The following is a 25,873-nucleotide window of genomic DNA, read 5'->3' as shown; positions in this document are numbered from 1 at the left end:
TTACACTTACCGCATTTTCTTTGCAATGGCTTTAAGTGTTGTGTTCTTTAATGAACTCTATGAAGCTTTCTTTTGACATGGGCCTTGCGTAAAAGAAGCCCTGCACGTGGTCACAGCCAAGCCTTATGATCTGCTTTGCCTGCTCTGCAGTTTCCACTCCCTCGGCAACAATTTCTTTTCCAAGGGACTTGATTATCTTGATCATATTGAGCATCACCATATAGGATGTCTCTGAATCAAATACAGACTGGACAATGCTCTTGTCAAGTTTAAAGAGCTTTAAAGGAAGCATGGCAATCCTTGCAAGATTGGAATACCCCGTTCCAAAGTCATCCATAGAAAAAGTAATTCCTGATTTTAACAGTCTTCCCAGATTCATGTCCATTACATCAGTAATATTCTTTTCCCAGGTCTCTGTTATCTCAAGGTTTATCATCTTGGGATCAACGTTATATTTTTCAAGCGTCCCAAGTACATTCTCTGCAAGGTTAGTCTGTATGCAGTCTACTATAGAAAGATTAACCTCCACGTATTCTATTCCATAGTCCATGATCTGCGATGAAGATATCATTTCGCATACCCTGTCCAGCACATATCTGTCTATTTCAAGAACGCTTCCGTTCCTCTCAGCAACGGGCATAAATACTGCTGGCGAGATAAACCCAAGCTTAGGGTCTTTAAGACGCACAAGTGCTTCACAGGATGTATATTTGCCGTCTGCAGGAGAATATATCGGCTGATAGTAAACATCCAAAAGTCCGTCTTCAAGAGCTCTTTTCACTATCCCATCAATCTTCTTGTCATGTTCAACATATTTAAGATTCAGATCAGAAAGCCTTAAAACATCCCTGTTGCGCCTAAGGAAAGCCTTCTGCATTACATTCCATATCTCATTAAATCTCTCAAGAGAATCTACTTCTGTAGGGAAGCCCAAAACACACGGGCTCTGGAATAATTTTATTTCCTCATTTTTTAGTACCCATGGATCTTTAAACCTTATCTTTATCTGTTCTACAGTTTTTTCTATCACTGTTTCATCTGGGTCTGCCCCGGGAAACATTAGAATAAACGTGCTGTCAAACGGATAAAACAATCCTCCTTCCGGACACATTTTCTTTAGATAATCCGATATGTGTCTAAGGAGCTCTGAGGAGTTCTCAATGGATTCTTCGCTCAGGAACACATCAAGCTTATCCACATATATTCCCAAAAGTGAAAATGTCTTTTTCTGTAAAAGATTGGTAGAAATGGTGAAATCCAGAGCTTTCTTTGTTCCCGCACCGGAAGTTAAGTCCACAAACTCACTTGGATTCTGGAATGTATAGACGCACAGCAAAAGAGCTATCGAAACCGAAAACTCAAAGATTGAGCTGGACCTTGTCAGTATTCTGATAGGAACCCCTGCTGCCATCAAAAGATAATAGACCACAAGGGCCATCTGCTTCTCAGTGCTCAAAGACTTTTTGTACTTAATGATCATGTAAGCTGCAACAATGAGATAGAACCAGACACTCAGATATATGGTGACAGCCTGCGGATAAATGTACCTGGTTTCAGCATTTTCATCAAACCTGTAAAAGAATCCGGTAAAAATAACGCTGAAGATAACAACCTGCGAGCAGATAGTAGGAATACCAATAAGGATCTTTTTGACAAAGCTCTGGTACTCAATGTGGAAAATAGCCATCCCATAGAGGACCGATAAAAGAGGCATTACATAAATACACACTTTTTCAAGCATTACAAAGACGCAGGCCGCCTGGTAGCTGAGGGACATTTTCACAAAATCAGACTGTATCCAGACCTTGTGTATTAGCCCCAATAAATTCATGCAAAAAGCATTAAAAAGCAACCCGCCAAATATGTCATTTTGCCTGCTGTAGTAATGCTCTCCAAAAAGATGCACAAAGACAGTGATAAGCAAAACCACCATTGAGCATATAGCAAAGCATATTTCGTAGTTTTGTGGATTTGTTAAAAGAGTCATAATCAATTTTCCTCAAAATATGCATCAATAAACTTAACGTAAGAACTATCCTTCATCGGAGCTCCCATATAATCTCCGATAAGATAGTCGCATCCCAGCTCTTCAGCCATTTTTTTGTCTGTCTCATTCTCAATATCTGTGGCACAAACAAATATGCTTATGTCATGGAAAAGATTGACAATGCCCTGTACGACCAGCATCATCTTCTCAGATTCCATGGCAGAGTGAAGGATTGAGCTGTCTAAGTTAATTTGGGAAACTGGGAGTGAGAGTACTCTGTTGAGGTCTCCATAGCCGCTTCCAAATTTATCAACAATAATAGAGCTCTTTAAATCGCCAAGCATTTTTATATTGCGCTCAGCGATGGAGTTCATGGTAGAAATTGTTGTCTCAGTGAGCTTGATGCTGATCCATGATGCTACAGCATTCTCTTCGCGCAGTATTTTCTTTATACGCTTTATGAAATCATTCTTTGATATTTCACCCTGAGACATTGCGACAACAGCCCTGTATTTGCCGTTTTTGTCGCCGGCATTCCAAAATGAAAGCGCCCTGCAAGCCCTTCTGAAAACAAACTCATCCGCGTCCATAAGTGCCTGAGTAATTTTAATATCAGGAATCTTTCCCCTCATATCAATTTCGTTTCCGGCTGCATCATGAAGGAAACAAAGTACATCAGCACTATAATTGATCTTATAGATCTTGGATAAAAATGGCTGGAACTTTATTGTCGCCAGCTTGCTGTCGAGATTGACCCTCGCGAGATTATCATAGTCGCTTTCTCTTCTGATGGTTTCAAAATCAACCTTATCAACGTCAATGATAAGATTATGGTCATCATTTGCATGCTCAACCATCATCTCTATCTTGTTTATGAGATCAACTGTAGTCTTGTAATGTACAGGATAATGAAACAAAAAGAGCTGCCCGTCTACTTTCAGCTTCATGTTGCCAAAACTCCAGGGTTCACGCATCCTGTAAGAAATCTTATACATCAAAGCCTTTGCTTTATCTGCATCATCCGTATGAACTGTCAGGGCAAATACATACTCAGAATATCTGTAAGCATAGGTAATAAGGTGTAATTCCTTACGGCCTACACTCTTTAAATACTTTGCTATGGTCTTAAGAGCATCCTGTCCATTTCCATAGCCAATCTCATCACTGAGAGTACGGATATTTTTTATGGTCAGAAAGATAGTAAAATGCTCTCCTTTTCTTTTTGTCTTAAGGTCATGTCCTTCAAGAAATGCTTTCTTATTGAGGATATCAAGGACTTCATCTACCATCTCACTGGGATTTTGAAGTGTGATATAAATAAAGGTCACACTGATGGTATTACAGAAATTTTCGATAAGCAGAGTAGGATAAAAGTACTGGATCAGTATTCCTGCAAGAACAAAAAGAACATATGATGCCACGACCACTTTTGTCCTTCTGCGCATAAGATTGTTGTACCTTAGTAGCAAAACAAGACTGACAACCAGGTAGTATGTTGCGATGATATAAAAGAGGAAAAGGTACTTACCTCTGTGATAGATACCGTCTACAGAGTAGCTGAACATGATCGGAACAAACCAGTTGACCACTAAAAGAGCTATACAGATAATATACCCGAACCACAGATACCAAAAGCCTTTCCAGGTGGTTATAGGCACATAAATATCTAAAACAGACATGATATATAAAAGGTAAAAAACTGCTGAACCAAGATGGAAAAAGAAAAAAGCACTTCCGGCAATTTTCTCAAGAATACCGTACTCAGAAAAGGTCAGAGGATGCATCTGCAGATAAGTTTCTATTCTTTCGCACAAAGTCGCCATGAAAATGGCAAAATAAAGCGCGCTGTAAGCTCGCTGCCGATAAGAAGGCACAGCTCTTCTCGACATAGAAGTAACAGCGATAGTAATCAATATAAATAATGCGCAAATATCGAAATAAATATTATATTGCATCCACAGACTCCAGCTTTATTTTATAACCATTTAAGCGGATTACTGATGACTTTTGCTTTAGTAATAATGTCATCGGCATTAGCTTTAAGATATACCTCAAGGCCTGCAATTTCATCCTGAGAATACCCGTTATTTTTAACTATCTTACCACCAGGAATAACGCCTTCTGCAATCTCTTTCCCGTTTTTACCATTCCGTTCAAATGAAACTCTTACCATTTTCTTGTTATCTTTTCCGGTAACAATCGCAGAATAAGTCATTCTCATCTCTTCATCAGACATATATTCACCATAAGTAAAAATAAAAAAGTGTTATCGAAATTTTATCATCTCGATAACACTATTTTAACACATATTTTTATATTTCTGTTTTAAATTGCGCTATTAAATGTACGCCGTTGATTCTGCAGGCTTTTCCGTCTTTCATGGCCGGCCATTCCTGAAGATACAGCTTTGTATCTTCTTTTAGCGGATTAACAGACATTTCACAGCCAAATTCACCGGATTCATTACCGCAAAAACGCTTAAGTCCAACTTCCCATGTCTGGCCTGTGTAGAAGCTGTCTGCGATCATTTTGCCATCAAGGTACATCTGAGCTGTATCGCCTTCATAATCTATGCTAAGGAGCATTTCATTTCTACCGGAAGGCATATCTGTTACTTTTAATGATGCTTTTAGCACACCGCCCTGCTCATCTTTAGTCAAAAGAGCTGCAGCCTTGTTTTCATAACTGTTTTTGCTCTTATAGACCGTAAAGAGCTCGTCATCTTTTTTCAAAGTATCAAAGCCACCTTGTGTAACTCGCAGCTCCGGAAATGCCTTGAATACAGCATGCTTAGTCTCATTATCCGAAACCTCGAAATAAAGCTCAGGCTTTCCATCCGCATTTGTTACAACATCTCCACTGCTTATGACAAAGTGTTCTTTTCCATTTATTGTAACCTTGCTTCCATGAACAGCTTCTTCCCTGGTAATAAATACCACTTTGTTGCCGTCAAGATCTCCCTTTACTGAAAAAGACGGCTCTTTTTCTGAATCTTTATAGAAAATGTAAGCATCATGCCCATTTCCATCAAAGTCAGCAATACAGCAAACAGGAGTAGCATCAGTTGTGATAACTGCCTTGTCCCCAAGCGGCATATTAAATGGGTAAAAGAAAAAGTCTCCGTTTACCACGTCCCTGCTATCAAAACTTGCAAGAATGCTCTTTCCATCTTCATCATAGGCTTTCAGTGTAGTGTCTTTATGGTCAGCCATCGTATATCTGCGCTGATAGTTATTAACAAAAAGGTACCCCGACTTTACTTTTTCACCATTTGGAAGAACTCTCTCCTTGCATCTTACAGCGCTTCTAAGGTCATTAAAATTGTCAGGTTTTAATGGATTGCCAGGCTGCTCCACATAAGCCATGTCGCAAAGATCACTTCCAAAATCGTGAATAAATGAAGCAAGGAGGCGCACCTGTCTGTAAGTATCCTCCATCTGTCCATATTCACGGAGAGGCGCATTAAAATCATAGGACAATACAGGAAGGTCATTTGGATAGCCTGTCTCTTTTGTCTCCTGAAGGGTAGTCAGTTTGCCTTCAGGATTGGTTCCTCCATGGTACATATAATAGCCAAGGAGATTAGCACCGCTTCCAAGCTTGGTCATGGTCATAGCCGCTGTATCAAGTCCTGTTGCTATTGGTCGTCTATGTTTTGTAACCTGAAGTCCTCCTCCAAGTTCAGCAGTAAGGAAGGGGAACTTATTCATATCGAAGGTAATTCCATCGCCAAGACCATGATCTGATCCAATATTGTGATCATTTCTTTCTCTGGTAAAAATATAGTTGCCACTTGGCTCGATCTCTGTAGTTCTCTGGTCCCAGGGAGCCTCGCAGTAACCACCCATAACAGGGATCATTCCGCCTGTAACTGCTCCGCCCCAGCCTGTAGCTGTGTAAATCGGCACTTCAAAGCCGATCTCTTTTGCCATGGCCAGAAGATTTTTCATGTGCTGCTCGCCCTCTTCACCATTTTTTCCACCACAGTGACCGTATTCATTTTCAATCTGTACTCCGATCACGGGGCCGCCGTCTTTTATGAAAAGACCTTTCGCCTGTTCAAATGTCTTTTCATAAAATTTTCTTACATGGTCAAGATAGCGCGGCGCATCAGTCCTGACTTCGTAGCCATTATCCACTGAATCTTTCAAAAGCCAGTCAGGAAATCCACCGTTTCTTGCCTCTCCATGTGCCCATGGGCCAATTCTCAAAATTGCATATAAGCCGCATTTTTTAACTGTTTCCAAAAACAGTCTTAAATTTCTGTCTCCGCTAAAATCAAAATCGCCATGGATTTCTTCATGGTGGATCCAGATGACATAGAGAGAAACTATATCAATTCCCCCTGCTTTCATTTTGCAGAGTTCTTCTTCCCAGTACTGATGGGGATATCTGCTAAAGTGCATCTCTCCCATCATTGGGAATACTCTCTTCCCATCAACAATCAGACTGATCGGGTCGAATCCAACCTTTGAATCTGACAATATCTTCATAAAAACTCCCCGTTTCTTATTTAGTACTTTCTTTTAGTATTACTTCGTAGTTAGTAAGGACAGTGTTTGAAACATCCTGTCCATCTATGAGCTCAAGCAGCTTTTTAGCCGCCGTTGCTCCTAAGTTTCTATCGTCAAAATTAAGCGACGTAACTGAAGGAACTGAACTTTCCAAAATGGAGCTGTTGTAAAAAGAAGCAACTTTAAGCTTTTCCGGAACAAGAATATGTTCTTCCCTGCACCTTGCTATAACTTCACCAGCAAGATTGTCGTCCATACAGATGACTCCATCTATATTTTTCTTAAGCAGTTCTTTTAATATTCCACCCACTTTAGCCGGCTTTTCAATGTCAAGGTAAACAAGAGCCGGATCCATTTCAAGACCCGCATCCACAAAAGCAGACACAAAGCCATTATGTCTTGTCCTTGTGATGATATGCTCTGTAGAGCCACCGATAAGTGCAAGTTTTTTAAGGCCCTTGGCAATAAGAACAGATGTGAGCTCCTTACATGCTTCATAGTTGGCATTATCTACACAAATGATATCAGGATCCGTTGAACTGCCTATAGCCACAAAGGGAATTCCGCATTCCTTGAGGTAAGCAGCCGGCTTATCATTCACTAAAGTTCTGGTAAGAATGATGCCATCTACCTTATGGTTCTCAACAACTCTTTTAAGACCCGAAATGTCATCACCGGCAATAAGCGAGACCACTATATCATAGCCATAGGATGAGGTTATTTCACTCATGCCAACCATACATCTCTGAAAAAAAGGCAGGTCAACAGCATTATAGTCATCAGGCCATACTACCCCTATGTTATAGGTTCTCTGTTTTGCCAGAGCTCTTGCCATGACATTTGGTCTGTAATTATGCTTTTCAATATATTCCATTACCTTGCTCTTGGTGGAATTTCCAACTCTGCCTTTTCCGGAAATAGCCCTGGATACGGTGGTCTTGGAAATTCCAAGAGCTTTGGCAACATCATCGATTGTGAGTTTTGGATTGTTCATAACACTCTTTTCTCGCTTCGCTCGCTAAATTCAATTTTTGTGCGCGAGTTTTTCACAAGGAAGTTAAGCTCTCACATGCAAGCATGTGAGCCTTAACACGATTTTACTAAGATTTTTATGCGCTTGCGCTTTAAAAATCTAGTAAAATCAGCCCTTCACTGCTCCACCGGTTACACCTTCAACGTAATATTTCTGAAGGAACATGAACAGTAATGTTACAGGAATGGCAATGAGAACGCCGCCTGCACAGAACCTTGTAAAGTAGCCCTGGTAGTCGTTTGTCCATACCCATCTGGTCATGGCAACCGCTACATTGTAACTTTGATCGTGGCCAAAAGCAACATAAGAAGCAAATACATAGTCACACCATGGTGCCATGAAGGCAACAAGTGCTGTGTAAATGATGATAGGCTTTGACATAGGAATGATCATTGTTAAGAATATTCTTGCTCTTGTAGCGCCGTCGATTCTTGCTGCTTCATCAAGAGCCTTAGGGATTGTGTCAAAATATCCTTTACATACGTAGTAGCCCATACCTGAGCTTGCTACTGATACAAGGATAAGTCCTGGGATAGCACCTGCCTGAGTAAGTCCGAACTGTTTTAAAAGGAAGTACAGACAGATCATAGTAAGGAATCCTGGGAAAAGACCTAAAATAAGCCAGAAGCGCATAAGAAGTTCTCTTCCTGCAAATCTCATTCTTGAAAGTGCATAGCTTACACAGAGTATGATGGCAGTCTGGAAAGCAGTAACAAAAAAGGCGATTATAAGAGTGTTGCTATACCATCTTACATAGTTGGTCTCACCAGAAAACAGGAACTTGTAATTATCAAGTGAAAAAGCTTTTGGAAGAAGGTAATCTACCATTCCGCCATATTCTGTTGCATATGATCTAAAACTCTGAAGAACAAGTCCCACAAAAGGGAACAGCCAAATAATACTGATGAGTATAAGAACAATATATGCGATCACATTTCCTATTGCTCTTTTTGTTTTATATGATTTATTCATTATTGGAAGCCCTCCTCATCCTTTACTGATGGAAGCAGACCATATACGCCAAGTGCGAATATAGCAGTTACAATAAATACCATGATACCTATTACTGCTGCCATCTTGTAGTTAGTGTCATTTACAGTCATCTTGTAAAGCCACGTTACCAAAAGGTCTGTGTTTCCGGCATTGCCGGCAAGATTCATTGACTGAGGTTTACCCTGAGTCAAAAGGTAAATAACATTAAAATTATTGAGGTTTCCGGTAAACTGAGTCAGGATAAATGGTCCTGTCACAAATAACATATATGGAAGGGTGATACTCTTAAACATCTGCCATCCGTTTGCACCATCAATTCTGGCACTTTCGTAAAGGTCCTCAGGAATGTTCATGAGCAGTCCCGTTGCAATCAGCATAAGATATGGAATACCAATCCAGATATTGACAACAATGATCGTTATCTTGGCAAGTAAGGGATCAGTCCAGAAAGGAATAGCTGTTTTAATGATGCCCCACTTTATAAGGTATCCATTGATAAGTCCGTCATTAGCGAACATTTTCATGATATAAAGAAGTGATACGAACTGAGGAACCGCAATTGTCATAACCAGGATGGTTCTCCAGAGCTTTTTGAATCTGACTCCTTTTTTATTGATAAGAATTGCTACTCCAAGGCCAAGGAAATAGTCTATAAATGTAGCAAGAAAAGCCCACAAAAGTGTCCACAAAAGAACCTGTAAAAATGTGGGTCCAAAGCCCTCTGTTCCGAATGAAACAAGGTTTTTAAAGTTTTCAAGTCCAACCCATGTAAAAAGATTGGATGGTGCCTGATGATTTGCATCGTAATTTGTAAAAGCGACACATATCATGAAAACGATAGGCAAAACCGTGAATACAAATATTCCTGTAACAGGTAAGAAAAGAAGTGTCTTATCAAAGTTCTTATCAAAAAGAGATAAGAATGTATCCTTGTTTGAAGGAAGCTTTTTTCCTGCCTTAAGCAGCATCTCTTCTTTTCTGTTTTCTCTGATGTTCAGATACCACACTACAAAAAACGCAATTACTGCGAATGCACTAAGTACACCGAACAAAAGGATAAGGAAGCTGTTATCACCATAAACAGTCTTTCTTCCTACTTTCTGAGTTGCCACTGTTCCAAGAGTTGAAATTTTAGAAAGGTACTGCCAGCCAAATCCGGTCATGTACCAGAAAAATAGAACTTCCAGTAAAAGAAGTACTGCTCCTATAAGAATTTGTCCCCTAAGCATAGGACCAAAACCAAAGATCAAATATGATAATTTGGTCTTAAAATCCCCCTCAACAAATGTCACCCCAATATTCTTAAATACCTGCTTAACAGATTCAAGACCAGAGCCCACGTTTTTAGTTTTCTTTTTTCCAGTACTTCCTGCCATGCCTGGACCTCCCTTCTTAACTTTAAGTGCTCTACTGAAAATATAGGCTCGGAATAATAGGTATTCCGAGCCTTGAAATCATAGCTTTAATGCAATTTTCAGCTAATTATTTTGCATAGCTTTCGCAAGTTGTCTGGAAATCTGTAAGAGCCTTTAATACATCCTCATCGCTTGCAGTTGCTGCAATCTCACCAGAAATCACAGAATCACCAAGTGATGTAGCAAGTGACCAGTAATCACCAGGATACTGACCCTGAGGAATTGTGTACTGAAGCTGATCAGCAAGAGCTGAAAGAGCTTCGTCAGCCTTAACTGCATCAGACTGCTGTGCATTTAAGTTTGAAGGACCCCAGCCTACTGCTTCAAATCTTGCAAGCTGAACTTCCTCGCTTGAAAGGTATGCAGCAAGAGCATCACATACAGCAAGCTTAAGCTCATCTTCCTGAGGCTTAACACCAAGAAGCTTGAATCCACCGAAGCCGCTCATCTGATATGTCTTTCCATCAGAACCTTCGAATGAAGGAAGCTTAGCACATGCATAGTTGTCACCAAACATAGCCTTAGCTGCCTCTGAATCCCATGTTCCATCAACGATTGCTGCGCAGTTTGTTGCGTTAGAAACTGATGAACCATTCTGGAATGACTTTGACTGAGCAAGTTCAATGATCTCTTTAAGAGCAACTACACCTGCATCACTTGCATATGTTGAATTGCACTTTGTGAAGTTACCAGCATCATCTGTGTCATAAGTAAGCTCTGCACCTGTTCCGAAGAAGAATGCTGTCTGATACCAACCTGAGTTGATCTCGAAGTAGAAGTTCTTTCCTGCTGCTTCGCAATCTGCAACGATCTTCTCAAGAGAAGAAGGATCTGTTACAACACTCTTATCATAGTAAAGGAAATATCCGTTATCTGATGTAAGAGGATAAGCATAAAGTGTGTTACCTACTGTAGCAGCGCCAACAGCACCTGCATCGTTCTGAGCCTTAACCATCTCTGCGTTAGCTGGCTCAACCTCTTCAAGAGCACCTGCAGAAACAAGTCTTGCGATCTGATCCTGTGCAAATACATATACATCAGCACCAGCCTCAACGTCTGTAATCATGTTTCCGGCAGCATCACCTTCACCAGTTGCCTCAACTGTGAATGTGTAACCTGACATTTCAGGGTGTGCTTCCTGGAATTTAGCGATCTGCTGATTTGTAAAATCAACTACAGCATCAGCAACCCAAACCTTAACTTCGCCTGTGCCATAATCTGTAATCTCTTCTGCAGCTTCCGCAGGAGCCTCAGTTGCCTCCTGAGCTGCTTCGGTTACAGTCTCAGCTGTTTCCTGAGCTGTTTCAGTTGCAGTCTCAGCAGCCTGCTGTCCACATCCAACAAGGAGTGTAGCGCCCATTGCTGCTGACAATAAAACAGAAACCAATTTCTTTTTCATTTTTATCCCTCCGTTTTTTCGTACCTTTCCACATTGCACACTATCGCGCAATCGGTTGCTCTGTAAAAAAGTTTAGGTCTTGTGCACTTTTTTGTCAATAAAGCATTTTTTATGATAAAACGTTTACACTTTTATACAGATTGCACATTGACTTTTTCATCGGAAACGTTTTCGGCATCGTTGCCGGAAACGTTTTGCGCAATCGGTGCCACAAAAGCTCATCCTATGCGTTTTCTGTAATAAACGCCGTCCTGGATGATCAATCCTTTATAAGTCAGATCCATTAGTTTCCCCATAAGTTCCGGAACGGAAATGGTAATTTCTTTTTCATACAATCTCTCCATGATAGATGAAGCGGAAACAGGGATGATATCCACAACATCGACGATCTCATCTTCTATTGATCTTGGCTCTTCCAATCCAAAGTCATCCTCATTATCATTCTGATCATTCCTACACTTTTCACCACAAACAATGCTTTTTTCTTCGGTTTCATCTGCATTTTTATCTTTGATCCTGTCGCCACTCCAAAGTCTGTCCAGAACGTCTCCCACAGAAAGAGCAACTCCTGCTCCCTGACTGATCAAAAAGTTGCAGCCATCGCTTAATCTGTCAGTGACTCTTCCGGGAACTGCCAGGACCTCTTTTCCCTGCTCAAGAGCCTGGTCCACAGTTATCTGAGTTCCGGACTTCTGCCTGGCCTCAACCACAAGCACTATATCGGCCAGCGCGCTTATGATCCTGTTGCGCATAGGAAAAAGATTAGGTTTTGGCTCAGTACCGGGATGATACTCTGAAATCAGGCCGCCATTTACGCATATTCTGCTATATATATCCCTGTTTTCTTCCGGGTAACAAATGTCTACACCGCAGCCCAAAATCCCGAAGGAACTTCCTCCCGCCTCGATTGCCGCCTTCTGGCTTATGCCATCGACTCCTCTTGCCATTCCGCTTATAACCTGAACTCCTGCAAGTGCAAGTCCCTTACCGAATTCTCTTGACATAAACCTCCCATAATCAGAGCACATACGTGCCCCAACAATAGATACTGAAGGGATCTCCGGTTTTGGAAGCCTTCCCTTTACATAGATTGCAAATGGCGGATCAGGGATATGCCTTAATCGCTCCGGAAACTCATCAGAGCAGGCAGAAATAAACCTTATCCCCTGGGCTCTTAGTTTTTCTGACTCTTTTTCAAAATTCCAGTTTTTTCTTCTTTCGATTATTTCTTTTGCAGGCTTTATTTTTGAAGTCTTTTCTTTTACGAGGAGACTCAAATTCTTTTCATCCATGTTAAAAATATCCCTGCAGGTAACACCAGTCCCCAAAATACTATAAATACCTTTATTCCCAAGTCCCGGGATGTTGTATAAAAAATAGGCATATTCGTTTTCTGTCATTAGCTCACTCCTCTCTTTGGCTCCAGTATTTGCCATCTGTCATTCGATAGCTTACTGCCTCCATAATATGCAGCCTTGTTATCTTTTCGCTGTTTTCAAGATCCGCAATGGTTCTGGCGATCCTAAGTATTTTGTGATAGGCTCTGGCGCTCAGCTCCATCTTTGAAAAGACGCTCTCAAGATACGACTGTTCAATATTCCCAAGTGGACAATACTTTTGGATGTCTCCGGGTGACATTTCAGAATTGAACTTAAGATTTGTTCCCCTAAATCGCTCTTCCTGTCTTTTTCTGGCCGCCATCACCCTTTGCCTTATGGTTTCACTTGATTCATTTAAACTTCTGGATTTCTGAGAAAGATCGGATATATCTACCCTTGGCGCTTCTACGCATATATCGATCCTGTCAAGAATTGGTCCTGAAATATGGCCAAGATATCTTTTGATCTCGTTAGATGTGCATTTACACTTGTTTCTGTCCGGATAATACCCGCAGGGGCAAGGATTCAGAGCCCCAACTAATTGAAAATCCGCAGGATAGGAAAAAGTTCCTCTGCTTCTTGCTATATGTATAAACTTATCCTCCATTGGCTGGCGCAGCATATCAAGCTTAGCCCTTGGAAATTCTGCCATTTCATCAAGAAACAGAATTCCTCGATGGGCCAGGGATATTACGCCGGGGCGTGGCACATTGCCCCCTCCCGTAAGAGCCGTCTCAGTTATGGAGTGATGGGGACTCATAAAGGGCCTTCTGGTTATAAGTGCCTGATTTTCCTCAAGTTCTCCGGCAACCGAATAGATTGTTGACACTTCAAGGCTCTCCTCCAAAGAAAGCTTTGGCATTATGGAGGGGATTCTTTTGGCCACCATACTCTTTCCTGATCCCGGCGGTCCCACAAGGAGTAGATGATGAAAGCCCGCTGCCGCAACCTCTACTGCTCTTTTAACCGCAGCCTGACCGTTGATATCTGCAAAATCAAGGTCTTCTTCTCTGCCTAAATCCCTTTCAAATATTTCTCTGACATTCACAGTTGTGGGCTTTATGAGACCATCTCTGTCGTTTCCAGGCGCAGCAAGATAACAGATTGCTTCCTGAAGTGACCCTACTCCAATGATCCTGATATTATCGACAACTGCCCCCTCCATTGCATTTTCTTTGGGCAAAAGAACTGTCTTTATGCCCATCTCTTTGGCCTTAGTAACGATTGGAAGAATTCCCTTCACCGGCTTAACTTCTCCATCAAGTCCAAGTTCCCCTAAAATAACCATATCCTTAACACATTTCTCTTCCAGCTCGCCCATGGCAATAAGTATCGCAACAGCCATTGGAAGATCTATCACAATGCCTTCTTTTCTGATATCTGCAGGCGACAGGTTGACCGTGATCTTAGAAGCCGGTATCTTCACACCTATATTTTTAAGCGCCACCTTAACTCTGTCACCAGCTTCTCTTACATCGCCGCTCATAAAGCCGACCATGCTAAAACCAGGGAGTCCCGTCGAAACATCCACCTCAACCTCAATAAGGTAAGACAAAATGCCCCTGACAGCTCCCGAAGTAACTGTACTAAACATAAACTTCCTCTCTTACTATTAAATTAAATATGGGTAATCAGTCTGCAAAAGAACTTTGCAAACCTCTAATGAGCATTAACAATTTAAACCAACTTGCATACTATACAACAAAAACTCCCCTCGTGCAAGTCAAAAATCTACGCAAAAAAATGGCTACATACGTAGCCAATTTCTTATCTTAGCATTTTGTTTTGCATGGTGTCAGGGTCCTGAGCAAATTGAAGAGCACTCTCGCGGGATATCTTTTGAGCGCGGTAGAGTTCAAGAATAGCGTCATCCATGGTCATCATACCCTGCTTGCGGTATGTTTGCATGTAAGTTATGAGCTGATGGGACTTTCCTTCGCGGATGAGGTTTCTGACAGCGCTGTTTACGTGGAGAACTTCAAAGGCTGCAGAACGTGAAACACCATCAGTTGAAGGAATCAGCTGCTGGGAAATAACGGCTTCTAAAACTCCTGCCAGCTGAATTCGTATCTGTTGCTGCTGATGAGAAGGGAATACATCGATGAGCCTGTCCACTGTATTTGAAGCACCTATAGTATGTACTGTTGAAAGCACAAGATGTCCGGTCTCAGCTGCAGTTATGGCAGTGCTTATGGTCTCAAGATCACGCATCTCTCCCACAAGGATTACGTCAGGATCTTCTCGAAGAGCTGCCCTAAGTGCGTTGGCATAGCTGTTTGAATCAGTTCCGATTTCTCTCTGGTTTACAATTGACATTCTGTGCTGATAGGTAAACTCAATAGGATCCTCAAGAGTGATAACATGCGCCTCTCTGTTGTTGTTGATCATATCAATGATAGAAGCCAATGTAGTTGATTTACCGCTTCCTGTTGGGCCAGTTACAAGAACAAGGCCTCTTTGTTTCTGATAGAGGTCTACCACTGTTTCCGGTATGCCAAGGCTCTCTGCTGTGGGGATCTGAGTCGCAACAACTCTAAAGGCCATAGCTATGGAACCACGCTGTTTGAAAATATTTAGACGGTAACGTCCTATTCCCGGAATAGAAAAAGACATGTCGTGCTGACCATTTTCTTCAAGCTTTTCTTTTTGCTTGTCATTCATCACTTCGTCAGCAATAAGCTTAGTATCTGCAGGCATCATCTTATCGTAATTGTCCATTGCGATAAGCTTGCCATTTAATCGCATCTTAGGAGGAAGACCTACAGTAATATGTACGTCAGATGCACCATTTTCCTTTGCTTCTCTTAAGATATCCTCAATTTTTGACATATAAAAAGCCCCTCATTATTGTTATGTCTATAATTATGAATCTAATTAAACTAAAAAGCAATTAATATCCATATCATGTGAGTTCATCAAGCGTACTTCCATATGAAGCCAAAAACTCATTTACAAAATCCAAAACCTCAGGAAGCTCCTGGTATAAGCTTCTTATTGCTTTGCCGGTACTCTCTTTTGCAGTCCTGAATTCGCTGTTACCTGCATTTAATTCATTTATACACTTGATAAGAGCAGACAACTTATCTGCTGCCTTTACAAGCTTTCTCATATAAACTTCATTTTCATCTTCAGAAGATTTGAAGATTTCTTCGTACACAGGTCTCAAATCTTCCGGAAGCTTTTCCAAAAGCTTATTATCTGCTATGGTCTCCACCTGCTTATAGGCAGTTTTAAGATCTGCATTAAAATATTTTACAGGAGTAGGCATATCACCTGTAATGATTTCTGACGCATCATGGTAAAGGCCAATAAGTGCAGCCTTGTCAGCATCAAGATTCCTGCCGTAACGTACATTTCCAATGGTGCAAAGAGCATGGGCTATAATTGCAACCTCCATTGAATGCTCACAGAGATTTTCTGCCCTTGTATTTCGCATAAGTGCCCATCTGTCAATGTATTTCATTCTGGAAATAAGTGCAAAAAAATTGTAATTCATCCCCACATTCTCCTCTAAAAAAAATTAAGTCAGTAAAAAATCAGCCATTACTGTATTGCTTACGTCAAGTCCCCTGTCAGTCAAACGCAGTTTATGGGCCATGTTTCCATCCTCATTAAGAGAATCATATGTTTCCAATAGTCCCATCCCGATATACTTTTCAATCGTTTCAGAATACACATCATTAATGTCGCGCTCAAAACAGTCTCTGAAACAGCCAACGTCAACGCCTTCAACAAGCCTTAGTCCCAGGAACATGAACTCTTCCATCTGTTCCTCTTTAGAGAGTGCCTGCATATTCTCCTTATAATTCAAAACAGCATCACTCTCAAAGGCCCTTTGATACTGCCCCATGTCAGTAATATTATTCCACCTGGTGTTTTTTATCATGGAGGAAGCTCCAAGGCCTAACCCAAGGTAGTTACCGCGTTTCCAATAAACCTTATTGTGAAAACACTCTGTCTTTTCACTTATAGCATAGTTGGATATCTCATACCTGTGGTATCCATTTTCAGCCAAAAGACTCTTTGTCTCATGGTACATTTCCCTGTCCAGTTCTTCAGATGGAAGACTGAGCTCCATATCATAAAAGGGAGTCCCTTCTTCCACTATCAGACTGTAAGCTGAAATATGCTCAGGTTTTAAACTGATCACTTTTTTTACTGTATCAAGGTATGATTCAAGGCTCTGGTCAGGAAGTGCGCTCATAATATCTATGTTGATATTGTCAAAGCCGACGCTCCTTGCATTATCATAGGTCTCAAAGAACATCCTGCTGTCATGGGCTCTTCCGAGTTTTTGTAGTTCATCATCATTCAGCGACTGAGCTCCAATGCTAAGCCTGTTAAATCCAGCCTCCCTGTATGAAAAGAGCTTTTCCCTCATTGCAGAAGCAGGATTGGCTTCAATACTTATTTCTGCGTCCGCGGACACATTAAAGCGTTGTTTCAAAAGGCGCTGCGTGTCACATATCTCTTTTGCATCAACAAACGAAGGTGTTCCTCCACCAAAAAATATGGATCTGACATCGTAATCCACAAATTCCGGTGAAGAAATAGCAATTTCCCTCCTAAGTGCCTCAAAGTAGCTTTTTATCAGATCGTCATTTGCAGGAAAAGATAAAAAGTCGCAGTACAGGCACTTTTTTACACAAAAAGGAATATGAACATATAGTGATAGATTATTTTTCATCTTAATCGGTATTATCAAGCTTAAGAACTGAAAGGAAAGCTGCCTGTGGCACTTCAACATTACCAATCTGGCGCATTTTTCTCTTACCTTCCTTCTGCTTCTCAAGAAGTTTCTTTTTACGTGTTATATCACCGCCATAGCACTTGGCAAGAACGTCCTTGCGATAAGCCTTAACTGTTTCTCTTGCGATTATCTTTCCACCGACAGCCGCCTGAATAGGTATCTCGAACAGATGCCTTGGAATCTCCTCTTTAAGCTTCTCGCACATCTTACGGCCTCTCTCATAGGCTCCGTCTTTGTGGACAATAAATGAAAGTGCATCGACCTCTTCTCTGTTAATCAGAATATCGAGCTTAACAAGTTCAGACCTCTCGTAACCTTTAAGTTCATAGTCAAAAGATGCATATCCTCTTGATCTTGACTTAAGGGCGTCAAAGAAATCATAGATGATTTCGTTAAGTGGAAGCTCATACTTAAGGATTGCCCTTGTCTGTTCAATGTAATCAGTACTAAGGTACTTACCACGTCTTTCCTGGCAAAGCTGCATGATAGCGCCCACGTAATCAGTTGTAACCATGATCTCGCCATTTACGATAGGCTCTTCCATATATTCTATTTCAGATGGATCAGGAAGATTAGTAGGGTTAGTAAGGTCAAATACTGTTCCATCTGTCTTATGGACCTTGTAAACAACGCCGGGGGCAGTAGTTACAAGATTCAGATCATACTCTCTTTCAAGTCTTTCCTGAATAACTTCCAAATGAAGGAGTCCCAAAAAGCCTGCTCTGAAGCCAAATCCAAGAGCCTGAGATGTTTCAGGTTCGTAGAAAAGAGATGCATCATTAAGCTGAAGCTTTTCAAGGGCATCACGAAGGTCGGAATAGTGCGCAGAATCTGCAGGATAAAGTCCGCAGTAAACCATAGGCATAACCTTTTTGTATCCGGGAAGTGCCTCTGCACATGGACTTACAAAATCAGTAACTGTATCACCAACACGTGTATCCTGAATATTCTTAATTGATGCAGTAAAGTAACCTACATCTCCGGCAGTAAGCTCATCGCTGGCAATAAATCTTCCGGGGCCAAAATATCCTACTTCTACAACCTCGGCCTCAGCACCTGTTGCCATGAACTTCACCTTCATGCCTTTTTTGATAACACCATCTCTTACTCGGATAAATACGATAACGCCTCTGTAGGAGTCATAGATACTGTCAAAGATAAGAGCTGTCAATGGCTTGGTGGAATCACCATTGGGAGCAGGAATCTTGTGAACAACCGCCTCTAATACATCCTCTATTCCAATTCCGTTTTTAGCTGAAATAAGAGGTGCATCCTGCGCCTCAATTCCAATAACATCCTCTATTTCGTCCTTAACCTCCTGCGGCTGTGCACTTGGAAGGTCAATTTTATTAATTACGGGGAAAACATCAAGGTCATGATCAAGTGCCATATACACGTTAGCAAGTGTCTGGGCTTCAACTCCCTGTGTTGCATCGACTACCAAAATAGCACCATCACAGGCTGCAAGACTTCTGGATACTTCATATCCAAAGTCTACATGGCCCGGAGTGTCTATCATGTTAAAGGTGTATTCCTCACCATCTTTTGCCTTATAAATCATTCTGACAGCCTGAGACTTGATAGTGATTCCTCTCTCACGCTCTATATCCATATTATCAAGGACCTGGTTCTGCATTTCTCTGCTGGTAAGAACGCCGGTTTTCTCGATCATTCTGTCAGCAAGAGTTGACTTACCATGGTCTATATGTGCTACTATACAAAAATTCCTAATCTTACTCTGATCCACGCAAAAATCCTCTTTCTAAAATTAGATAATGAAAGGGCCAAAGTAAATCTTGCCCCTAACTGATGACACGAATTGCTCCGTCATAAATAACTTTCGACCCTGTCATCATAATATACCACAATTCGGTCCTCGAAAAAACTCTTAAAACCAAAAATCTATTGACAGTTTGCGATATTTCATCTAATATATTCTAGAGTATGTGACAAAAGGCTTTCCGTGTCTAGCCTCAGTCATTATCATCACTAAAAATACAAATAGTTATAATATTCGGAGGTAATTATGGCAAATATTAAATCCGCCAAGAAGAGAGTTTTAGTTAATAAGAAAAAGGCTGAGAGAAATCAGATCATCAAATCAGCTGTAAAGACAGAGATCAAGAAGGTTCGTGCTGCTATCGAAGCTGGCAACAAGGACGAGGCTGCTAAGGCACTTCTTAACGCTACATCTGCAATTGACAAGGCTGAGTCAAAGGGTGTATTCAAGAAGAACACAGCATCAAGAAAAGTTTCTCGTCTTGCTCAGGCTGTAAACAAGATGGCTTAATCTTTTTTATAAGAATATATAAATTAAAAACCACATGTCTTCTCACCGACATGTGGTTTTATTTTTTTACTTTTCTATTGATCATTTCTTTCTAAAGCTTGCAGCTTTTTCTTTTATCTCTTCCAAGCTAGTCTTGAACTTACCTGAAACCATTCCGGGGTTACCAAGAATAGTCCTGTTTCTATACCATTCAAAGAAGCCTCTTATTGGCTTTGGAGCAAGCCTGTCCATAAGGATACGGTACTTTGCATACATTTCGCCAACCTCTTCCCTTACATTTAACATGCTTGGAGTAGGGTCATGATAGAGCTTTTCCTTTAATCCAGCGAAAGTTTTTTCCAATTTTCCACTAAGTACATCTACTCTGCTGCCAATTCCAGAGCTCAAAACTTCTACTCTACTACCAATTCCTGAGCTTATGCCATCTACTCTCTGACCAATGGTCTCACGAACATCCTCGCCCTTAAAGGCAATGATAACATCGAGTCTCTTCTGCATTTTTCCCATTTCTTCTTTAGCTTTTTCCATATAAACAAGGAAATCTCTAAGATCTATAGCTGTCTTAAACGCCACCATAAAATCACAGCTCACATAAACAGTTAGCACCATCGTAAAGATAGTGAGAAAATTGTAAGGTATGGACATTATGAAGTTTTCCACAGGAATCTGAAGATAATGCGTGAAAACAACAGTGAAAAATCCCCAGACAAGTGTGGATTCAAGACATACATGCCCATTGATATTAAGGAACTTATCCGAATAGTCCCAGTATCTAACCTTAAAAAGCAGTTCCATCAAAACGCCCACAACGTACTCAAGGGCTGTAGCACCAACGCATCCTGCCAGGTAGACCAGGAGTATATTGGAATAAAATGGCTTTGATACAACAAGCATCATTATCCCACCACTGCCATATAAAGGTAAAAAGGGGCCTCGCATAAAGCCCCTGTTTACAAATCTTTTATTTAATATAGATACATAAGTGGATTCAAAGCACCACCCAAAAAAGCTGTAGAGATAAAATAAGAATAGCCACTGATGTGGTAAGTAATTAAACACAAGAATCCCCCCAAAAACTTTTTATTGCTCCGGATTTGAAAAATCTATTACCGGATTATCAGGTTCTGTTGTCTTTTCGACTGATATAGCCTTAAGAACAGGTCCTTCGCCCTGATACTCCTCAACATACTGCTTCTCGACCTTGGCAGTAACAAGGACCCAATCCTTTTCATTAAGATCAGCCACCTTGTCATACTCACATGCAAAGCCCAAAAACTGCATATCCTGTGCGCAGCATGTCATTGCCATTCTTCCCGGAACAAAGCGGTTCTTTGGGAACTCTGTTGGTTTAAGCACCATACCTTTAAATCTGACCGTTTTGCCTTCATATCTGTCAACATGGTCAAGAGCATCAAGATAGAACATTCCATAACCATAGTTGTTGAGATCGATAGGATTGGCATTAAGATCAAAAGGAAGATCCTCATCCAGAGTTACGTCTACTTCACCATTTCTATCTTCAAAGATAATATCAGCCTTCTGGTTGATCGCCTTAACATTTCTCTTGTAAGAAGCAAGGTCCTCAATTCCATCGCAGCGGTTGAACAAAATAAGGTCAGAGTTTCTGATCTGCTCTGCAAGAAGAGACTTCATGTTGTTGAAATACAGTTCAAAACTTGAAGCGTCTATTACAGTTATCTGCTGCTCAAGATTCCACATTACAGGGAGCTTTAAGTTCTTAAAGTTCCACATTCCGTTATACTCAACAAGGATTCTCTCAGGATTGTGCTTGGCATCAAGTGCTATAAGTGCATCCGGATTGAAATCTTCCTCGTCTTCTATTTTCTCAATAACAGTGTTTGTAGATTTTAGAAGTTTTTCTTCGTAGTCATTCTCGCCATCCTCACAGACGATCAAAAGAGTCTTGCCTTTTGTTCTAAAGTAAGGCTGTGCAATTGTATATCTGAAGAAATCTGTCTTTCCACTGTCGAGAAAGCCATTGATTATATATACTGGTTTCAAATTAATTCTCCTTATCATAATCGCTTAACTTTTATCTATCAAAGTCTGCGGAAGAGCTTCTCAAGGTTCTCCTCTTTAAGTTCAGATCCGATTACGCAGAACTTACCTGTTACATCTGCTGCTCCCTTACGAACATCAGCTTCACCAGGTACATAGTCAAACTCAATCCATGATCCGTCTGTGCTTGGAACAACGCCCTTTGTACGAAGGACAATACCGAATCTCTCATCATCCTCAAGCTGGCCCAGCATTTCCTTTATCTCATCCTCTGTATATTTAAGAGGTGTCTCCATTCCCCAGCTTACAAATACATCAGCTGCGTCGTGATGGTGATGGCTGTGAGCACTTGCCGAGGTCTCTTCGAGGCTAGTGTGAGCGTGTTCCGCCGAACCATGTGAGTGCGGAACTTCCTCATGCTCATCTTCGTCATCATCGTGGTGATGGTGGTGCTCATGTTCATGCTCATCCTCGTCATGATCGTGGTGATGGTGGTGCTCATGCTCTTCCTCATCGTGATCATGGTGATGATGACAGCACTCGTGCTCATCTTCATCATCATCGTGGTGATGGTGGCAGCAACACTCATCTTCATCGTCATCATCGTGGTGTGCACTGTAAACTACTGAGCCATCCTCAGCAACAGTCTTGTGGCTTCCATGGTGATGATGGTGGTGATGATGCTCCTGTTCCTGCTCCATTACCATCTTTAGAAGCTCTGCCTCGAGGTCATTGTTGCCCTCAAAAGTATCAAGGATCTCTTTTCCAGTGATCTCATTAAGTGGAGTTGTGATGATAGTAGCCTTTTCGTTGTGCTTACGAATAAGTTCTACTGCCTCTTCGATCTTTTTCTGATCAGCCTTGTCTGTTCTTGTAAGAATAATTGTTCCTGCATTCTCAATCTGATTAATGAAGAACTCACCGAAGTTCTTGATATAAACCTTTGCCTTTGAAACATCAACAACAGTAACAGCGCTGTTAAGTTCCATCTCATCAGAAGTATCTGCAATATTCTGAATAGCTCTCATAACATCTGAAAGCTTACCTACACCTGAAGGCTCGATAAGGATACGCTCAGGTGCGTACTGATCCATAACTTGCTTAAGTGAAGTCTCAAAATCACCTACAAGTGAACAGCAGATACAACCTGAGTTCATCTCTGTGATCTCAATTCCGGCTTCCTTTAAAAATCCGCCGTCAATTCCGATCTCACCAAATTCATTTTCAATAAGAACTACCTTAGTTCCTGCAAGTGCTTCCTTTAAAAGCTTTTTTATAAGAGTTGTCTTACCAGCTCCCAAAAATCCTGAAATAATATCTATCTTGGTCATTATATCTCCAATCTGCACACTCATTATCTGTGCTATAACTACTACAACAAGGTCTATTCTATAGCAGCCCATAAATGAATGTCAAGAAAGTGGTAACCAAGCCAGATTACATAGTATCATCGCCATCCTGTGTGGCACTTTCAGAAGAAGCAGAATCATTTTCCTTTATATCTTCTGCTTGTTCGCTATTGCCTTCAGACTCAATAACTGCCAACGAGCTGTTACTTGAAGCGCTTTCTTCAGAGATGATATTTTCTGTAGATGAAGCCTGAACAGATGATTCACCATCGCTGTCACTATTGCTGCCATCAATGTCCTTCTCTGTTTCCCAAGTCGCAGTTTCTTGTAATTCTTCATCTATTGATGATTCTAGTATGCTCTCATCAGATACTGCTGCAGCTGACATTTCAGTGGAGCTTTCTGATGAATGATCCAAGGATGCTTTCTCCGAATTATATTCAGACATATCAAATTCTTTCATGAGACTGTCTATATCAATCGACTGACTTGGCATCATAATGTGTGATGTCCTTAAATCCGTATTTCTTGGGCTCGGTACATTTACAGTACTATTATAGTCTTTATATTTTTCACCAAAGGTGATATGGGCTTTTAGTATCTGACCATGAGCGTATCCACAGGATGTACGATATCCCAATAGTTGTCCCTCTTTGTACTTGCATATAAGTTCACTGCTGGTCTCAGAATGCGCATCACCTTTTGCTCTATTTCTATATGTTGACTCATCCCCGGTTCTCTCATAATGATTGGCATCGTCCGACTCAAAGCTACTGCCACAATAATTACAGTGAAACATAAATATAGGCACTCCGGTATCAGTATCTCTGACATGGTGCAAACGATCAGTATCCATATCAGTCAGATAATAATATGAGGTATTAGTTTTGTAACATCCTGCTGAATGCTTATGGGTTTCCGCTATGGTATAGCATCCGCCTTTTCTGTCTATCGAAACGTACTCTTCATCACATACTTTTTCTTTTCCATCCTTATGGTAATGATATTCATACTCTACTTTGCCCGCCACATCACCATTTCCAAGTACAATTTGCTGCGGGATCCTATTTATTGCATCGCTAAGTTCTTTAAAAGTGGCATCCTGTCTGACTTTAACGCCCTTAGTGAGTAATGTGGATGCCAGAAGCTTTTTGCCATCACTCACACGCTGAAAAACCTTATCAAGTTTTCCATTTGTTTTACTCAACTCACTGGCAATGTAATTTTTTAATCCATTTGTATTATTTAAAGAAGTAGTAGTAATGTTCTTAAAATTATTATTGATCGATGTGTTAAGCTCTTTAAATTTATTTGTGGTTGCCGCATTCATACCGTCAAGCTTACTGTTTGTAGTTTTATCCATTGCATCCAGCTTACTGCTTGTGGACTTGCCTATTGCGTCTATCTTACTGTTGGTTGATTTATCCAGCGAATCAAGCCTGTCGCTTGTTGCTTTATCCATTGCCTCAAGTTTATTATTAGTGTTTTTACCAAGTTCATCCAATTTGCTGCCAGTTTCTTTGTCCAGCTCGTCAATTCTGCTGTTAGTAGAATTTCCAATTTCGTCAAGCTTGCTGTTTGTAGATGCGTTCATCTCACTAAGTTTGCTGTTTGTAGACTCATTCATCTCGTCCAGCTTATTATTCGTCGAATTATTCATTTCATTCAGCTTGTTATTTGTGGATGTATTCATCTCATCAAGTTTATTATTTGTAGATGTATTCATCTCATCAAGTTTATTCCTGGTAGTTGTATCCATCTCATCAAGTTTGTTTTTGGTAGAGATATTCATCTCATCAAGCTTATTTTGGGTAGAGGTATTCATCTCATCAAGCTTATTTTTTGTGGATGTTTCCATCTCTGCCATTCTCTTTTCTGTGGCCTCGTTAAGCTCTTTTATGTTTTTCTCCAAAAGATCTACAGACTTGCCCATATCCGTCGTAAAATTCTTATCAAGATCAGAGAGCTTTGTAACCAGATCCGTGTACTGCTTTAGATTTTCTCCGGTCATCTTAGTATCGTTACTCTTAATAAGATTTTTAATTGAGTCCATAAGCTCCTTATTGTCAGACTGGGCCTTTGAATAATTATTTTCTATCTGATTAAACCTCTCAGAAACCTGGCTAAATTCCTGATTGAGCTTATCCTTATTTTCTCCTCCGTTTTTCTCGATAAGCTCCTTCATATTCTGGATCTGGCTATCTGTCTGAACTACCTCGCTATGGAGTTCTTTTAAGTTACCGCCAAGAGTAGTAACTTTCTCAGTTATATGCTCATTTGTCTTATCTTCTTTCGTAAGCTCATAAAAAGAATCAAGACCATTTTTACTGTCTACTATGCTCTTATCAAGCTCTGTCAGATATTCATGGAGTTCATCAAGCTTTTCATTTGTTGCTTCTTTGCTCTCTTTTTCGCTTTCAGCAAACTCTTCTTTTGCTGTAGCCATAGCCACAGGAGTACTGATGTAGATCAGGCCTCCGCAGAGCACCAGCGCTATAATGACCGCAATTGCCACTACAAGCGTGTCGTGCCTCTTAAGCTTTTTTAGCAAAAGCTTAACCGAATTGTTTTGTTTGTCCCATTTTCCTCTAATATTCATAACAATGTCCCTTTCTGAAATTGCTCGCAAAAAGGCACAGATACGCCCAATGCAAGCGTCGTTAATAAAAAAAGTGGAAAATCACCGGAAGAATTTCCGTGATTTATGTCAGCTGAATGCCGACAAGAAGACATTATACACAAATC

The 25,873-nt window shown here is 40.8% G+C and carries 19 protein-coding genes; 1 reads left to right on the top strand and 18 read right to left on the bottom strand.

The annotated features are described in order from the left end of the window. Positions 1 to 31 precede the first annotated feature (31 nt). The 14 genes from G585_RS18730 to lepA form a co-directional block, all read right to left on the bottom strand. Positions 32 to 1,987: an EAL domain-containing protein gene (locus tag G585_RS18730; protein ID WP_022773124.1), complete on the bottom strand. Its 1,956-nt coding sequence runs from the start codon at positions 1,985 to 1,987 to the stop codon at positions 32 to 34. Positions 1,988 to 1,989: 2 nt separating this feature from the next. Then, positions 1,990 to 3,942, bottom strand: a complete 1,953-nt coding sequence (locus tag G585_RS0103910; RefSeq protein WP_022773122.1) for an EAL domain-containing protein — start codon at positions 3,940 to 3,942, stop codon at positions 1,990 to 1,992. A gap of 20 nt (positions 3,943 to 3,962) precedes the next feature. Beyond that, a complete protein-coding gene (locus tag G585_RS0103905) occupies positions 3,963 to 4,223 on the bottom strand; it encodes a hypothetical protein (protein ID WP_022773121.1) in 261 nt (86 codons plus the stop codon). A 76-nt stretch (positions 4,224 to 4,299) separates the two neighbouring features. Continuing rightward, the gene (locus tag G585_RS0103900; RefSeq protein WP_022773120.1) at positions 4,300 to 6,480 is read right to left on the bottom strand and encodes a beta-galactosidase; all 2,181 of its coding nucleotides are present in this window, start codon (positions 6,478 to 6,480) and stop codon (positions 4,300 to 4,302) included. A gap of 16 nt (positions 6,481 to 6,496) precedes the next feature. Next, positions 6,497 to 7,495 (bottom strand): LacI family DNA-binding transcriptional regulator, encoded by a 999-nt coding sequence (locus G585_RS0103895; protein WP_022773118.1) that lies wholly within the window; start codon positions 7,493 to 7,495, stop codon positions 6,497 to 6,499. Positions 7,496 to 7,642: 147 nt separating this feature from the next. Continuing rightward, a complete protein-coding gene (locus tag G585_RS0103890) occupies positions 7,643 to 8,506 on the bottom strand; it encodes a sugar ABC transporter permease (RefSeq protein WP_022773117.1) in 864 nt (287 codons plus the stop codon). Beyond that, complete coding sequence (locus tag G585_RS0103885; RefSeq protein ID WP_022773116.1) at positions 8,506 to 9,903, bottom strand: carbohydrate ABC transporter permease; 1,398 nt, start codon at positions 9,901 to 9,903, stop codon at positions 8,506 to 8,508. Before G585_RS0103885 ends, G585_RS0103890 begins: the two co-directional genes overlap by 1 nt. A gap of 106 nt (positions 9,904 to 10,009) precedes the next feature. Beyond that, positions 10,010 to 11,341, bottom strand: coding sequence for an extracellular solute-binding protein (locus tag G585_RS0103880; RefSeq protein ID WP_022773114.1), 1,332 nt, complete (start codon positions 11,339 to 11,341; stop codon positions 10,010 to 10,012). Between the two features lie 218 nt (positions 11,342 to 11,559). Further along, a complete protein-coding gene (gene dprA / locus G585_RS17025) occupies positions 11,560 to 12,741 on the bottom strand; it encodes a DNA-processing protein DprA (protein ID WP_196802884.1) in 1,182 nt (393 codons plus the stop codon). A gap of 4 nt (positions 12,742 to 12,745) precedes the next feature. Next, a complete protein-coding gene (locus G585_RS0103870; protein ID WP_022773111.1) occupies positions 12,746 to 14,314 on the bottom strand; it encodes a YifB family Mg chelatase-like AAA ATPase in 1,569 nt (522 codons plus the stop codon). Between the two features lie 173 nt (positions 14,315 to 14,487). Next, positions 14,488 to 15,549 carry a type IV pilus twitching motility protein PilT gene (locus G585_RS0103865; RefSeq protein WP_022773110.1) on the bottom strand — a complete coding sequence of 354 codons (1,062 nt, stop codon included), beginning with the start codon at positions 15,547 to 15,549 and terminating at the stop codon, positions 14,488 to 14,490. Positions 15,550 to 15,622: 73 nt separating this feature from the next. Further along, entirely contained in the window at positions 15,623 to 16,216 is a 594-nt protein-coding gene (gene yfbR, locus G585_RS0103860; protein ID WP_022773108.1) for a 5'-deoxynucleotidase, read from the bottom strand. Positions 16,217 to 16,240: 24 nt separating this feature from the next. Beyond that, positions 16,241 to 17,407 carry a radical SAM family heme chaperone HemW gene (gene hemW, locus G585_RS0103855; RefSeq protein ID WP_026663755.1) on the bottom strand — a complete coding sequence of 389 codons (1,167 nt, stop codon included), beginning with the start codon at positions 17,405 to 17,407 and terminating at the stop codon, positions 16,241 to 16,243. 1 nt (position 17,408) lies between these two features. Beyond that, positions 17,409 to 19,217, bottom strand: a complete 1,809-nt coding sequence (gene lepA, locus G585_RS0103850) for a translation elongation factor 4 (RefSeq protein ID WP_022773105.1) — start codon at positions 19,215 to 19,217, stop codon at positions 17,409 to 17,411. Between the two features lie 279 nt (positions 19,218 to 19,496). Between lepA and rpsT the strand changes: the two genes are divergently transcribed. Next, positions 19,497 to 19,760 carry a 30S ribosomal protein S20 gene (gene rpsT / locus G585_RS0103845; RefSeq protein WP_022773104.1) on the top strand — a complete coding sequence of 88 codons (264 nt, stop codon included), beginning with the start codon at positions 19,497 to 19,499 and terminating at the stop codon, positions 19,758 to 19,760. A gap of 81 nt (positions 19,761 to 19,841) precedes the next feature. Here the strand turns inward: rpsT and G585_RS0103840 are convergent, their stop codons facing one another. The 4 genes from G585_RS0103840 to G585_RS0103825 all read right to left on the bottom strand — a co-directional run bounded on the left by G585_RS0103840 (position 19,842) and on the right by G585_RS0103825 (position 25,727). Further along, positions 19,842 to 20,819, bottom strand: coding sequence for a putative ABC transporter permease (locus G585_RS0103840; protein ID WP_022773102.1), 978 nt, complete (start codon positions 20,817 to 20,819; stop codon positions 19,842 to 19,844). A gap of 21 nt (positions 20,820 to 20,840) precedes the next feature. After that, positions 20,841 to 21,800 (bottom strand): TIGR03943 family putative permease subunit, encoded by a 960-nt coding sequence (locus tag G585_RS0103835; protein ID WP_022773101.1) that lies wholly within the window; start codon positions 21,798 to 21,800, stop codon positions 20,841 to 20,843. Between the two features lie 20 nt (positions 21,801 to 21,820). Then, positions 21,821 to 23,110 carry a GTP-binding protein gene (locus G585_RS0103830; protein WP_022773099.1) on the bottom strand — a complete coding sequence of 430 codons (1,290 nt, stop codon included), beginning with the start codon at positions 23,108 to 23,110 and terminating at the stop codon, positions 21,821 to 21,823. Positions 23,111 to 23,216: 106 nt separating this feature from the next. Continuing rightward, on the bottom strand, positions 23,217 to 25,727 hold the full coding sequence (locus tag G585_RS0103825) for a hypothetical protein (protein ID WP_022773098.1): 2,511 nt from the start codon (positions 25,725 to 25,727) through the stop codon (positions 23,217 to 23,219). Positions 25,728 to 25,873: the final 146 nt, after the last annotated feature.

This window comes from Butyrivibrio sp. AE2015 (genome assembly GCF_000420825.1).
In the GTDB taxonomy this organism is placed as follows: Bacteria; Bacillota; Clostridia; order Lachnospirales; family Lachnospiraceae; genus Butyrivibrio.
The sequence above is the reverse complement of the archived record's forward strand: the minus strand, read 5'-3'. Positions and strand labels throughout refer to the sequence as shown.

Coding starts and splice junctions, on each gene's coding strand:
- G585_RS0103885 (WP_022773116.1), bottom strand. CDS start 9,903: ATGGCAGGAAGTACTGGAAAAAAGAAAACTAAAAACGTGGGCTCTGGT.
- yfbR (WP_022773108.1), bottom strand. CDS start 16,216: ATGAATTACAATTTTTTTGCACTTATTTCCAGAATGAAATACATTGAC.
- G585_RS0103905 (WP_022773121.1), bottom strand. CDS start 4,223: ATGTCTGATGAAGAGATGAGAATGACTTATTCTGCGATTGTTACCGGA.
- G585_RS0103830 (WP_022773099.1), bottom strand. CDS start 23,110: ATGACCAAGATAGATATTATTTCAGGATTTTTGGGAGCTGGTAAGACA.
- G585_RS0103865 (WP_022773110.1), bottom strand. CDS start 15,549: ATGTCAAAAATTGAGGATATCTTAAGAGAAGCAAAGGAAAATGGTGCA.
- G585_RS0103895 (WP_022773118.1), bottom strand. CDS start 7,495: ATGAACAATCCAAAACTCACAATCGATGATGTTGCCAAAGCTCTTGGA.
- G585_RS18730 (WP_022773124.1), bottom strand. CDS start 1,987: ATGACTCTTTTAACAAATCCACAAAACTACGAAATATGCTTTGCTATA.
- G585_RS0103900 (WP_022773120.1), bottom strand. CDS start 6,480: ATGAAGATATTGTCAGATTCAAAGGTTGGATTCGACCCGATCAGTCTG.
- G585_RS0103870 (WP_022773111.1), bottom strand. CDS start 14,314: ATGTTTAGTACAGTTACTTCGGGAGCTGTCAGGGGCATTTTGTCTTAC.
- rpsT (WP_022773104.1), top strand. CDS start 19,497: ATGGCAAATATTAAATCCGCCAAGAAGAGAGTTTTAGTTAATAAGAAA.
- G585_RS0103880 (WP_022773114.1), bottom strand. CDS start 11,341: ATGAAAAAGAAATTGGTTTCTGTTTTATTGTCAGCAGCAATGGGCGCT.
- G585_RS0103835 (WP_022773101.1), bottom strand. CDS start 21,800: ATGATAAGGAGAATTAATTTGAAACCAGTATATATAATCAATGGCTTT.
- hemW (WP_026663755.1), bottom strand. CDS start 17,407: ATGAAAAATAATCTATCACTATATGTTCATATTCCTTTTTGTGTAAAA.
- G585_RS0103910 (WP_022773122.1), bottom strand. CDS start 3,942: ATGCAATATAATATTTATTTCGATATTTGCGCATTATTTATATTGATT.
- dprA (WP_196802884.1), bottom strand. CDS start 12,741: ATGACAGAAAACGAATATGCCTATTTTTTATACAACATCCCGGGACTT.
- G585_RS0103825 (WP_022773098.1), bottom strand. CDS start 25,727: ATGAATATTAGAGGAAAATGGGACAAACAAAACAATTCGGTTAAGCTT.
- G585_RS0103890 (WP_022773117.1), bottom strand. CDS start 8,506: ATGAATAAATCATATAAAACAAAAAGAGCAATAGGAAATGTGATCGCA.